The 13085-nt window shown below is 44.6% G+C and carries 12 protein-coding genes; 7 read left to right on the forward strand and 5 right to left on the reverse strand.

Features of this window, described 5'->3' with window-relative positions; translation table 11 throughout:
• Positions 1 to 18: 18 nt before the first annotated feature.
• From M3661_RS20545 to M3661_RS20555, 3 genes are all read right to left on the reverse strand, one after another.
• Positions 19 to 261: a hypothetical protein gene (locus M3661_RS20545; RefSeq protein WP_251488159.1), complete on the reverse strand. Its 243-nt coding sequence runs from the start codon at positions 259 to 261 to the stop codon at positions 19 to 21.
• A gap of 262 nt (positions 262 to 523) precedes the next feature.
• Positions 524 to 1582, reverse strand: a complete 1059-nt coding sequence (locus M3661_RS30530; protein WP_311279602.1) for a LamG domain-containing protein — start codon at positions 1580 to 1582, stop codon at positions 524 to 526.
• A gap of 242 nt (positions 1583 to 1824) precedes the next feature.
• Positions 1825 to 3135, reverse strand: a complete 1311-nt coding sequence (locus tag M3661_RS20555; RefSeq protein WP_251488162.1) for a GBS Bsp-like repeat-containing protein — start codon at positions 3133 to 3135, stop codon at positions 1825 to 1827.
• Positions 3136 to 3459: 324 nt separating this feature from the next.
• Here M3661_RS20555 and M3661_RS20560 point away from each other — a divergent pair, with 324 nt between their 5' ends.
• Complete coding sequence (locus tag M3661_RS20560; RefSeq protein WP_251488165.1) at positions 3460 to 5118, forward strand: hypothetical protein; 1659 nt, start codon at positions 3460 to 3462, stop codon at positions 5116 to 5118.
• 482 nt (positions 5119 to 5600) lie between these two features.
• Here the strand turns inward: M3661_RS20560 and M3661_RS20565 are convergent, their stop codons facing one another.
• On the reverse strand, positions 5601 to 6146 hold the full coding sequence (locus tag M3661_RS20565; protein WP_251488169.1) for a hypothetical protein: 546 nt from the start codon (positions 6144 to 6146) through the stop codon (positions 5601 to 5603).
• Positions 6147 to 6432: 286 nt separating this feature from the next.
• On the opposite strand from M3661_RS20565, the gene M3661_RS20570 reads away from it, so the two are divergent.
• Together M3661_RS20570 and M3661_RS20575 are read left to right on the forward strand one after the other, a co-directional pair.
• Positions 6433 to 7347: a polysaccharide deacetylase family protein gene (locus M3661_RS20570; RefSeq protein WP_065293957.1), complete on the forward strand. Its 915-nt coding sequence runs from the start codon at positions 6433 to 6435 to the stop codon at positions 7345 to 7347.
• Between the two features lie 22 nt (positions 7348 to 7369).
• The gene (locus tag M3661_RS20575; protein ID WP_251488172.1) at positions 7370 to 8656 is read left to right on the forward strand and encodes an MFS transporter; all 1287 of its coding nucleotides are present in this window, start codon (positions 7370 to 7372) and stop codon (positions 8654 to 8656) included.
• 130 nt (positions 8657 to 8786) lie between these two features.
• On the opposite strand, the gene M3661_RS20580 is transcribed toward M3661_RS20575, so the two are convergent.
• Positions 8787 to 9104, reverse strand: a complete 318-nt coding sequence (locus tag M3661_RS20580) for a MazG nucleotide pyrophosphohydrolase domain-containing protein (RefSeq protein WP_021257581.1) — start codon at positions 9102 to 9104, stop codon at positions 8787 to 8789.
• 73 nt (positions 9105 to 9177) lie between these two features.
• Here M3661_RS20580 and M3661_RS20585 point away from each other — a divergent pair, with 73 nt between their 5' ends.
• The 4 genes from M3661_RS20585 (at position 9178) to M3661_RS20600 (ending at position 12925) form a co-directional block, all read left to right on the forward strand.
• Complete coding sequence (locus tag M3661_RS20585) at positions 9178 to 9771, forward strand: LOG family protein (RefSeq protein ID WP_044355891.1); 594 nt, start codon at positions 9178 to 9180, stop codon at positions 9769 to 9771.
• A 337-nt stretch (positions 9772 to 10108) separates the two neighbouring features.
• A complete protein-coding gene (locus tag M3661_RS20590) occupies positions 10109 to 10519 on the forward strand; it encodes a YjdF family protein (protein ID WP_065293955.1) in 411 nt (136 codons plus the stop codon).
• A gap of 218 nt (positions 10520 to 10737) precedes the next feature.
• Positions 10738 to 11307: an RNA polymerase sigma factor gene (locus M3661_RS20595; RefSeq protein WP_065293954.1), complete on the forward strand. Its 570-nt coding sequence runs from the start codon at positions 10738 to 10740 to the stop codon at positions 11305 to 11307.
• Positions 11282 to 12925, forward strand: coding sequence for a DUF4179 domain-containing protein (locus tag M3661_RS20600; protein WP_251488175.1), 1644 nt, complete (start codon positions 11282 to 11284; stop codon positions 12923 to 12925). The genes M3661_RS20595 and M3661_RS20600 overlap by 26 nt, the downstream gene beginning before the upstream one ends.
• Positions 12926 to 13085: the final 160 nt, after the last annotated feature.

Here is a 13085-nt window from a genome sequence, read left to right on the forward strand (position 1 = left end):
AATGATAACGACGAATGGTTAAGTCATCTTTCTAGCATCAATCATTTGAGAAGATTGCCCCGGCCTCGGCCCTACATCTGTGCGATATACATTTCCTTCGCTTCCTTCTGATTTCCATACCGACCAGCCAGCTGCATTCGATTCTCTTGCATGAATATCTTGAAATGACGAATTATAAAACAGATCAGTCGCAGTGCCTTGAATCTTCTTCAGCGCATCTAAATAGATAGTTCCGTAGCCATTACTGGAAGATTCCTGCAAGTAAAATGAATCCTCGCAATCGCTGCACCTGTTGGTAGCGTTAATTCCCCGGTAAATGTAAACCAACTAGATGGGGTTCCATATGTAAAAGAGGTCTTTGCACCAACCAAATTGTAATTAGGATCAAAATAATGAATAGCTACGCAGAAGCCTGCGTTGTTCATTCGCTCGATTAGCAATCTACCACTCACACTATATTTTTGGTTTGGAAAGTGGGGATATGATTTTACCCTTCATCAATCCACCTCCCTATCTCATATCGTTAATACACATAGATTAAATTGGAGCCGATGGCTGGCGTTTTGTACATTTCACTTTCAATTTCGATTGGATTTAATGCCCGATTCCAGACTTTCAACTCTGCTATATTTCCGTGAAATTGATATTGGGTATCATTATTCCAACCAGAGAAGTAAGCACTATCTGCAACATTTCTATTAGAGGCAGTCCCTATCTTCGCAAGAGTCTGTCTAACGCCATTGATGTACAACTCATTTTTGTATATATCTCCATTCGTGAATATTGCAGATACGTGAACCCACTTATTTACTAGCGGATCAGATGAGGTTCCATACAAGTCTCCATTGCCTGTATTGAAGCCAAATAATCGATCATTAAAGTACAAGTCGTAAGAACTATTCGCCCAGCTAAAAGGCATTTCGATTTGGTTCCCGTCCCACTTCATCCAAAATTGAACGGTTGTCTGTGCACCTTGGGTCGAATCCACTTGAATTCCTGATAATTTCATTTGTTGGAATCCGTTGAACTTCAATGATTGAACAGGTTCATCTCTTAGCTTCCATTCTCCTACCAAATCTGCTAGTGCTACAGGATTTTTCGAAAATACACTGCTGGAAATTTCGGTTTGTGTTAGCGCCCGCTTCCAGATTTTAAGATCAGATATTTGTCCTTTGAAGCGATAATCCTCACTCTTTGCCCAGCCAGAAATAGTCGCATGATCTGACACAGATTTAACCAATGATTGGCCGTAATGTTGTAACGATTGCTTTGTTCCATTTACATAGATTTCACTTTTTGTAATGTCCCCGTTATTAAATATGGCTGTAATTTGAACCCATTTGTTCGCGATACTCTCGGCTGGAAATCCAAATAAGTCCCCATTCTCCGTATTGAAACCAAACACATTGCTGTTAAGCCAAAGTGTATACCCAGAATGCCAGCTAAATGGCATCAAATTGTCTTGACCCGTCCAGTACATCCAAAATTGAACGGTTGTCTTCGCATTATTAGCACTGCTAACTCCCTTGGCATTGATTGCAACTTTTTCTTTTCCTGTAAACGTCTTTTTCTCGGTGGGAATTTAGCCACTTTCTGCAACATTTACAGCAGATTTTCGAATCAAGTTCCCATTTGCGTCATATTCATAAATGACATTGTTCCCTGCATAACTCGTACCCGCTGACAGCATTGTTACAAGAAATATTAGTAGTGATAATAGTATCTTTTTCATATGATTCCTTCCTCATCCGAATCTCATTGTTTTATGCTGCTCGTACGATTCCCGTTTTGATCGAAATCATATATAAAAATACTTATGAGTACTCAATCTATTACCTGAACATGCACCCATGCTACAGCCATCATATTCCCGTATTGATCAACCGTGTAGACATGCGTAATGTAAGTACCTGATTCATTATTATGTTTGCTGAAGGGAATTCGGATTTTCCATACACCCGGCTTTACTTTTTCTCCTTTCACCCACGGATTTTCAAGATCATCCTGACCATTATGATCCGTCCATGTTGGAAATCTGACTTCATTAATGCTATTAGGGATTCCTTCTACTAAAATTTCATATGCACCGTCGCTTTTCTTCACCTCTTGCGGAGCTCTAAGTTGAACGTTATTACCGCGAACCGTAACGATAAAACCATCTACAAACTTCCCATCCGCATAGACATGGGTAATATAGCTTCCAGCCTCCTGATTATGCTCACTATAAAGTACAGTTGCTTTCCATACTCCATTCGCTACTTTACTTCCCTCAATCCACTTCAAATCATCCTGACCGTTGTGATCAGTCCACGTTGGGAATTGAACCTTCTGAGTATTATGATCCAAACCATAGATGGTGATATCGTAAGATACACTTGGTAGATTCGTCTCGATCGGATACTGAGTTCCACCCGTCACATTTACCTCTGCTCCGCCAAGCATCATGTTGTTTCCGTATTTGTCAAAGCTATAAATATGCGTGATATACTTCCCTGTCTCATAATTATGCTTCTTGAATGGAATCGTTATTTTCCATGTGCCATTGCCTTGATTGACTCCTCTAATCCAAGGTTGCTCCAGATCGTCTTGGCCATTTGCCTCTGTCCAAGTTGGAAACCTAACTTCATTCACATTTTCGCCTACGCCATCTATGTAAATATCGTATGACTCGTCCTTCAATGATGCTTTTTGTGGACTGCGCACTTTCACGTTCATGCCCACATTAACGATTGTCGCTGCAACCATACGATCCCCATCATAAATATGAGTAATATAAGAGCCTGTTTCCATACCGTGATTTTTGAAAAATACAGTCGCCTTCCATACTCCGTCTGACACCTTCGTTCCCTTGATCCACTCCGTATCATCCTGGCCATTATGCTCTGTCCATGTAGGGAAATAGATCTGTTCAGCGTTACTTCGTATCCCTCTTATATAGATCTCATAGGAATGAGCCGATAAATTAATTGTCGGTTGTATCGACAGGTTTACTTTTTTCCGATTCGTTTGGTTTCCGTTAGAATCATAAATGTAAGACATATAAGTTCCGTCTGATAGAAAAGCAGCGATCAATTTTCCGTCAGAATCATATATGTAATCGTTCTTCTTCGCATCAGTCGACAAATTAATAAACACAAGCTGTGATTCCTGTTTCCCTTCTTGCGCAAGCGCTTTCTCACCTCTAAAAATGTTTGCCCCAACCATAAGAACAAACATTATGGTTATGCAGAAGAGTAGTTTCTTGGCATCCTTCACATATACCCCTACCTTATCTTTGATATATTCTATATTTACTATATCTACTGACCTACACAATTTTACAGACATTAATTTACATAATTATTAATTAGCGGGTATTATTTTGGAGTATTTTGCAACATCGTGTTTCTTTTTATCACCACTTGGAAGCGTTTCTATGTATACTATGCTCATATATTCATCATTGGAGGTTCAAAGTGAATGAAAAAACTGTTTTGCATATTACTTTTGCTATTTGGATGGGCTCCTGCAACAATTACTTCAGCCTTTGCTTCAGAGATAACAGAATTTGAATATGATGCCAATAACAAATTAGTGAAAACGATTTCTAACGACACCCAAACAAAATATGAGTACGATAAGAATGGAAATATGATTGGCAAGAAAATAATTAAAAATGCAGTAACGATTCCTAAGAATCTAGTACGCAACCCTTATTTCAAGGAAACGATGGAAACCGGCGAGGCGAGAGATTGGAGAACTGAAACATGGGGTGCAGCAAGCAGCAGCTTCTCTATTGTAAAGTTTGAAAATAAAAATTTACAAAAAATAACTGGTGAGGGTATCGTCAACAACGGTATTGTTGCCGTTAGTCAGATCATCGATGTCGCCGCAGACAGAGAATTTGTTACAAATGCTACATTAAACGTAGAACAGTTAAATCAAGCGAAGGTTCAATTGTACATAGATTTCATTAGTGCTGACGGAAGCTATGTTGGAGCCAACGTCACGGAATGGGATCAGCTTACAAATGGTGGATTTATCACTCTGACAAATCATGGCCGAGTTCCTGCTTCAGCAAAAAAAGCAGTCGTATACACCATTCTTCGTGCAACCAATGACCAAGGTTCAGGAATCATTAATGTAGATTCCATCCGATTTGCATATAGCTTTGATCACAATCAAGTATCTAATCCTTCATTCCATTCTAATCTTGGCTCTGAGTTAGCAGACGATTGGAGAAAGACGGTATGGAGTACAGGCAAATCACTCTTCGAAACCGTTCGATTCGAGAACAACCCTGTCCAGAAGATTTCTGCATCAGAAATGGGAGTCAATGACATGGTTGCTGTTAGTCAAACGATAAAAGTGGAGGAAGATCGAGACTTTTCGATTAGCGGATTATTCCAAGTTGAGCAATTGAAAGGCAGTAAGGTTCAATTGTATTTGGACTTTATGGATGATAAAGGCCAATTTATAGGTGCCAATATTACAGAGTATGAATACCCAACACATGGACAATTTATCATTCTTTCGAATTCAGGGACAACCCCTGCAAATGCCCAGAAAGTAGTCGTTTATGCAATCATTCGAGGTTTGACAAATCAGTCATCCGGCAGCATGTATGTCGACTCCATTCACTTCCAATATTCAAGTGAACGAAATTTATTATCTAATCCTGAATTTATGATTTATCCCGATCAAGATGAAGTCGGCGATGCTTGGAATAAAGCGTCATGGTTAGTTGAGAATAACGATTTTCAACTCAAGCGTATGAATCAACAACATGCTCAAAGTATTTCGGGTTCCGGGATTCAAACAAACGGCGCACTAAGCATTTTCCAAAATGTAAAAGTCGATCCAGCGAGAAATTTTGAAGTTAGTGGAACGATTCATGTAAAGCACTTGGAACGCGCTAAAGTGCAGTTATATATCGATTTTATGGATGTTAATAACCAATTTATCAGGGCAAACATTACCGAACAATCTCAACCAACTACAGATTTTGTAACGTTGAGAAATAACGGGCAAGTCCCGCAAGGGGCTGTACGCGCTCATGTATACGTAATTATTCGAGGAACCGATAATCAGGCATCTGGCAGTATAGACATTAAAAAGCTAGTATTCAAATACAACTAGCGATATTCTTTATTTAAATAAGAGAAGTCCAGCCTAAATGGTCGGACTTCTCATTTGATTTTACTCCATCCACTTTTTAATTAGATTTCCCATCGTTTTCGAACAAACACTTTATTTTTTGGATATTTTTTATATCGTTCTATTGAAATCTCTCCACCATGTCGAATCCCCAACATTAAATAATGATCACTATGCGAGCCTGTAGTAAACGTTCATTTGGTGAGGAAATGCCTAGCGCTGAATATTTCCCTGTTATTACTGTAGCTGAATCGTTGGTTATCCTTCCAATATTTCTATATCCCGCAACAAAGTCAGAAGCTAAAAAAGCTTTCAAACAAAAAAAAGGCATGGCATCAGGTACAATGCATGCCTTAACGTTCATTTGGACGCGGTATTGCTATAGCCATTAATTTCATGTTCATTATAGATTACATCTTTCCTTAACGTAAGTACCATTGTTTTTAAAATAAACCTGTCGATAACTACACCAGCTCCCTCAGCCAATAAGACAAGAACTCCCGAATACGTTCATCCCTCTCAGATTGCAGCACTCGCCGGAACATCCAGCGTACCCGCTCTCTTACCGTCCGATCCCGCTTCGCACACAACCCTAGTAAATCGATACAATGCAGCCGCTCAGCCGCGCGCCCATTCTCAAGCAGGTGGGCATATACAGCAGTTCCTCGGGCAACTTCCCGCTTGCAAGCATCTGCCAGACGCGGATTTCCGTACTCCAACTCAAGATCTGCTGGCTCGCCGGAAGCAATGAGAACAAGCAGTTCCAACATGTACGGGCGTGCCGTCTCCGTCGTATTCTGAATCATGCTTAGCAAGCAAATTGCCGTCGGTACAGCCACCTCGTACAGGGCGCCCTGCACAACCACAATTGCTTCTATCGATGCACTGGCCAGCTCCGCTTCTGCTGTTGTCGAAGCATCCTTCAACTGAAGGAGAGCCTCAGGCAGTCGTTCAACTGCTTCTGCCCCCCGATATGTCGTCCAAGGTATGCGAATGATATCCCATGTCATCGTTCAGCCCTCCTTCATGGATGCCATCTCACCTATGATTAACATATTAGAGCTGCCTCCGAATCAGAAGCATATCTGCGTAATCGAAGGATGCCCCTAAGCGATAACAGCTAGCTCTATTGTACTTCCCACCTCTCATCGCGCATGGGAAATCGATACTCCCGTTAGTAAACCATCATTATATCTGAGCGCAAGTGCAAGTTGCCGCCGATTCTCGAATATATTTAGTTGCATAAACACGAATCGATTCATGCGCATCGATCAATCACACATGGAGGCGAAGGCCATGAACGTCATGAGAGCTTTGGGGTATGAGGAAACCGATCGTCTGCTCATCATTAATGCCGACGACTTCGGTATGTGTCATGCAACGAACATGGGGATTATGCAGCTGCTTGAGGAGGGATCGATCTGTTCCACCTCCATCATGATGCCATGCGGCTGGGCCAAGGAAGCAGCGAAGTGGAGTGCCGCTCATCCAGAGCTGGACATCGGGGTACACCTCACCTTCACGAGCGAGTGGGAAGGGTATAAATGGTCGGCGATGAACCGCTCACGAGACATCTCCACCCTGCTCACCGAGGAGGGCTACTTCCCTGAGGATTGTCTGACCGTCGAGCATCTCGCCGATCCTGAGCAAATTCGCTGTGAGATGATTAGTCAAATTGAAGCGGCAAGACGTATTGGCATCAATATTACGCATGCAGATAACCACATGGGCAGCTTATACGGAATCGCGTCGGGACGGGATTTCCTTGACGTAGTATTTGATGTATGTGCAGCGTATGGACTGCCGTTCCGCATGCCAAGACGTATTGGCGGCATGAAGCTGAATCCAGAGCTCGAGAAGATGGCGAAGAGGCGGATCGATCTGGCAGATGCCAAAGGGGTTGTCATTCTGGACACACTGCTCGGGCTCCCTTATGAACGGATTCCAGGAGAGACGTACGCTCAGGTCAAAGCCAAGGCGGAAGCACTCCTACGCGGTCTTCTTCCCGGTATTACCGAGATGTACCTCCACCCCTCCATCGTATCTGATGAATTAAAGGCCATTACACCGCATTGGGAGAAGCGCGGCATGGAATGGAGATTATTCCGCGATCCAGACATCAGGCGTATCATTGCAGAAGAAGGTATTCAGCTCATTCGCTGGCGAGACTTGCGGGATGTACAGCGCGGCCAGCTCCCACCGCTTATGTAGGAACAAGAAGGAGGGTCATACAATGAGCATTGCGATATCCCCTGCACGCAAAGCTGCCTTCGCTTCAGGAAATATTTCTGCCAACTTATTGGCCCAAATGTTCGCAGCCTATATTGTCTATTATTACGTCGACATCCTTGGCGTCCGACCAGGTCTCATCGGCATAGCAATGGTGATCCATGGACTCGTCGGCGCCTTTCTCAATCCATTATTCGGCTATATGTCCGATCGGTTTCGTACGAGGTGGGGCCGGCGCATTCCCTACATGGCATTTGGAACGATACCGCTCGCGGCTGTATTTACACTCATCTGGTTCCCACTTGCTTCCGGTAACGGGCTGTTCTGGTACTTCCTTGTGCTCGTGCTGCTGTACGATATTCTGTATGTACTCGTCATCCTCAATTATTCAGCGTTGTTCCCGGAAATGTTCGTTACGATGAAGGAGCGAGCATCTGCCTCTTCGTGGAAGCAAATGTTCGGCATACTGGGAATGATTGGAGGGGTAGCAGCACCACCGCTAGTCTATACCGAATACGGGTGGGGGGCTATGGGGCTTACCTTCGGAATCATATCCGCTATATTTCTGGCTGTGATGATCTGGGGCTCGAAGGAGAATGAGCAGGCATCTGCTCGCTCAATCGGGTTATGGAAAGCTATTGCGTATACGTTCTCTAACCGTTCTTTTGTCGCCTATGTACTGGGCGGTTTCTTCGTGCAATTGACCTTTGCTCTTCTGACCGCGGCGATTCCGTTCTTCACCAAATATGCACTGCACGCAAATGAAAGCGCCAACACAATTATGCTTGGGCTGGTCTTCGTTACTGCGATCCCGTTCGTGTACGTATGGGCGCATTGGACGAAACGCTACGGACCGCGCAGTACGATGATTGCTGCCATCGTATGCTATATGTTTGCCTTAGCTCCACTTCTGTTCGTCTCATCGGAACTCAGTGCCTATATAGCAGGCGCATTCATCGGGTTCAGCCTTGCTGGACTTATCATCCTACTCGACATTCTCCTCTCTGAGGTCATCGACGAGGACGAGCGCACGACAGGGGCACGACGCGAAGGTATGTATTTCGGCATGAATGGATTTATTATTCGGTTCGGCGTCTCCCTGCAAGCCATTATTATGAGCACCGTACTCGAATCCAGCGGCTATGTTGCCAATAGCGCGCAGCAGCCTGACGCAGCCATATTGGGGATTAGACTGATGCTGGCAGGCATCCCAATCGTTGCACTCGTATTCGCCATCATTTGCTTTGTTATCTATCCGATTCGCAGCTCGCCGCAACGGGATGGATCTTAGCAATTTACACTTTAGACTCTTAGCTTTGCTTTTCGCACTCAGCACTCAGCACTCAGCACTTTGCTCTTGCTCTTGCTCTTGCTCTTGCTCTTACCTTGCCGATAGTTCTCCCTGGTGTTTCCTTACCGAATCAACCGCCGAAACGCTTCGTCAGCTTGTCCATATGGGCTTGTGCAATCTCACTCAAGTCGATGTCATACTTCTCCGACAGCACAATGACATTCGCCAGCACATCACCGAGCTCTTCCACCAGTTCTTGACGCAGTTCATCGCGGCTGCGCTCCCCTTCATCTGGACGGTCACGGCCAATTTCCAGCGCCCGAACAACACGTGCAACCTCTCCCACTTCCTCCATGAGGAAGCCGACGCGAATAAAGGAATTATATTGCGACCATTCCCGCTTCTGATAAAATTGCTGCACCCACTGTTGAAATGGTTTCATCTCCATTGTAAATTAACTTCCTTTCCTAACCAATGATGTCTATACTTAATGAAGTATACCAGATGAGGAGGCATTACTCGTGAAAAGATTATGTGTGTATTCCGGATCCAACTTGGGGACGCACCCCAACTTCGCCTCTAGCGCGCAAGCTCTAGGCCGTGTACTTGCTGAGAAGAACATTGAACTTGTATACGGTGGCTCCAAAGTCGGTCTCATGGGCGAAGTAGCCAATGAAGTGCTGCGCCTTGGCGGCAAGGTAACAGGCGTTATGCCGCGCGGATTGTTCCGAGGTGAAGTTGTACATACCAACTTGACTGAGCTCATTGAAGTAAAAGATATGCATGAACGCAAAAAAACGATGATCGATCTGTCTGACGGATTTATCTCGCTGCCAGGCGGATTCGGAACATTTGAAGAGCTGTTCGAGGTCATTAGCTGGGCGCAAATCGGCATTCATCAGAAGCCAATTGGCGTACTGAATGTGGAAGGCTATTTCACACCTATGCTGGAAATGGTTCGGCACTCCATCCAAGCAGGATTTGTTAAGCAAGAGCATGAATTGCTCATCCTTGCTTCTGCTGACCCTGCAGAGCTCGTTGAGAAGCTGCTTCAATATACACCGCCGGTATTCGGCAACAAATGGAGCCAGCTGGATTCTGAATCCGATAAATAGCTTCTGACTTTTCAACCTTGTCTAACATGATATACGCGAAAAATAGGTAACGCATCAACTCGTACAACTCATCATCCATGTTCATCTGTGGAAGCTCCAACGCGAGCTCCTCCACAGATCGGATGTGGTTCCCCCCATCTAAAGTTCATTCCTACCTGCTTATTTCGATGACAATTTCATCTTGGGAACTCCGTTCAATTGCGATATACTCAGGTAAGAGTGTAAAAACACGGTTTTCGGTTGGTAGTCCGAACGTTCCGGCATGAAAATGTTCGGGATCAGTAACCTTCCCCCCTTGGGATGTCCCTCACTCTTTATGACAAAGGGGGAATAGAGTGTGAAGTTAACCGTATTTTTTGAAGGTCCGTTCTGGATCGGCGTCGTCGAGGACACTGTCCATGGGCGTCTGAAGGCTTGCCGCCATGTATTTGGAGCAGAGCCAAAGGATGCAGAAGTGCTTGAATTCGTGGAAGTATTCATGATGCCGCTAATGGAACGGATCACGCAAACTGCTGTGAGCGCCCAAGAGCCGCTGCGCCGCATCAATCCGAAGCGGCTGGCAAGACGTGCCGCAATGGAAATGAAGCAGCGCGGCATATCGACGCAATCCCAGGAAGCTCTGCGTCTTGACTACGAGAGCAGAAAGAAGGAGCGCGTATGCCGCTCTCGGGAAGAACGCGAAGCCTTGCAGGAGAAAAAACGGAGCATTCGCATTCACAAGCGGAAAGAAAAGCATAGAGGCAGATAATCTGCTGCTATGACGCAATCGCCCCGCTCAGCACTACTGTGCCGGGGCGATTGTTGTTCATGAACGCAACGTGTCAGAAGAAAATAATTGATGAGGGAGGACTCCGGTTCTCCTTTTTTTTCGTGAAATTCGCAAAAAATCTTTCTTGCTACGATGAGAAGTTGCAAGTGATAGGCTCGTCTATATCTATGAACAGACAACGACAAAGGAGGAGAGCCATGGGCTGCACCGAGTCAGACAAAGACATCATCGAGCAAATTCTTGCAGGCAGGCAGGACTTATACGCGATTCTAGTCAACAAGTACAAACAGCGAATCTACGGCCTGCTACGAGGGATGGGAGCGACTCATGAAGATGCCAAGGATATTGCGCAGGAGGCATTTATTAAGGCATACCGCAAGCTGGCGGATCATGATCGAAGCAGAAGCTTCGCGTCATGGTTATATACCATTGTTGTTCGTACCTATCAGGATCGATTCAAACGCAAGCAGCTTGCAGTGGTCGAATGGGAACAAGAATCCTTGCTGGACGAGGCCACACCGGAAATGCTGTATCTGCGAACAGAATCCCAGCGGCATATACGGCAGTTCATTCAGCAATTGCCCCCAACGCAGCGAATGGTCATCCTGCTGCGCTATACGAATGAGTGCACCTACGAAGAAATAGGCGAGATCACGAATCTGTCCAAGCATCAAGTGAAAAATGCGCTATATCGAGCTAAACAATCACTTAAGAAACTCATCGAACAAGGAGGGAGCCAGTATGTCAGAGAATTGCCTCACGCATGAACAGATGGAGGGGTTGATCGTGAATCGGCAGCTTGGTTCCGTCATGGATCATATCGAGAAGTGCACGCGCTGCCAGCATCTCTTGGAGGCATGCATGGAGGAACAGAGTGACATGCATCAAGCTCTTTATCCGGACAAGCTGGATGACTCCTTCACGGATCTCATCATGGCCGCCATTGAAGCAGATAATAATCGATTTGATGGCAATATAGGCGAAAAGGAGCCAAGCTTTGAACACATGGCTACTCCAGTGCCTACACGAAAAAAACGTTCGCGCAAGAAGTGGATCGCGTCAGTTATTTTTCTGTTTCTCGTCATTTCCAACGTCCTTACACAACCAACGGTAGCGAATTGGATGAGATCGATGCTAGGTATGACTGCGGATGTAGGATTAACACAAGCTGAAAAGCTTGGTATTCATCGCTTTGTTAATGTTGCCGTAAGAGATAAGGGCATAACGCTGGAGGTAAAAGAACTTGCGGTGGATACAACCAGGCTTGTTATTGCGCTTCGCGTAGTTGGGCCTTATGGGGTTGATCTGAATAATTTGTTCAGAACGGACACAATTGATGTGTTGGACAGCAACGGAAAGTCAATCGTTGATCCGAATGCAACGGGCAGAATCGAAAACAGAAAAGATAAATGGTGGTGGGATGAATATCTGGTGATCGACATGGGGCTAAAGGAGACCACTGCTGGCGATCATATCACGATTCGGGGGAATGTTGATCATTTTGATTTCGAAAGATGGGATTGGCGCGTAAACGGGAATTGGAGCTTTGAAATAGGCATGGATATGAGGTCGGCAAGAGAACAAATGAAAATGATTCCGTTAGAAGGGGAGTACGTTGCGCCAGATGGTACTCGAATTAAGCCTACGCGAATGATTCATCATGCGAGTGCTTTCCAAATTGAATTTAGGAGCCAACTACCTTCTAATGCTGCTCCACCTAATGAAGGATTAGGCGGAAATTATTATCATGAAATAGGATTCTATTTGCAAGAACCGAGTGGTCGGAAAATTGCGAGTAGTGATTACTATAGAGACAAATCTTCAAGCAAGCCAGCAGCATTCCCGCTGCGTACAAGCTGCAATATCGAGGAAAGTAAAAAAGTCGTAACCTGTATCTACACATTTGGTCAGCTCTCGGAGCTGCCCGAGCAAGCTGAACTCGTAATCGACAATTATCATTACCCTATTTATACGAATGATTCGATATCGCTCGAAGTCAAAGACCTGCAATCCAATCCAGCAGTCTTTAAAACAAGGGGTGATGAAATTCGCATAGGCGGGGTAAATGGAATTCGTGATTCGTTTGTCAGTAAGGCAGAAGGGATAAAGCCCTCACTATGGCTGAAGGCATCGGGACGGTACTCTAATGAAAAATCTGGTGATCAGTGGACAGCTCGTGATGAACATGGGCATGAATTTACAGTATACCTGCTTGGAAGCTATGGGGAATCGGAAGATGCGTACCGAAAATATTCTGGTGAAATGGTAATTGGTGGGTTGGATCATATTCCTAAGAAATTGACGATTACCCGTACAGCGACAGATATGAGGTACCAAAACATCAATTGGTCGATGAAGCTGCCAAATTTAAGCCGTAATCTCTAGAGGGTCGAACAAATCATATAATTTGCCAATCCAATCTACTTTTTCATTCAATATCTTCAAGCATAAAAAAATCGGGTCAGGCATACACCGTGTCGAATCGCATGGTGTTGCCTAACCCGATTTTACATTTACGATTACAATATATGTTCATTTATTCATT

Source organism: Paenibacillus sp. MER 180, assembly GCF_023713665.1.
Lineage (GTDB): Bacteria > Bacillota > Bacilli > Paenibacillales > Paenibacillaceae > Paenibacillus_B > Paenibacillus_B suaedae.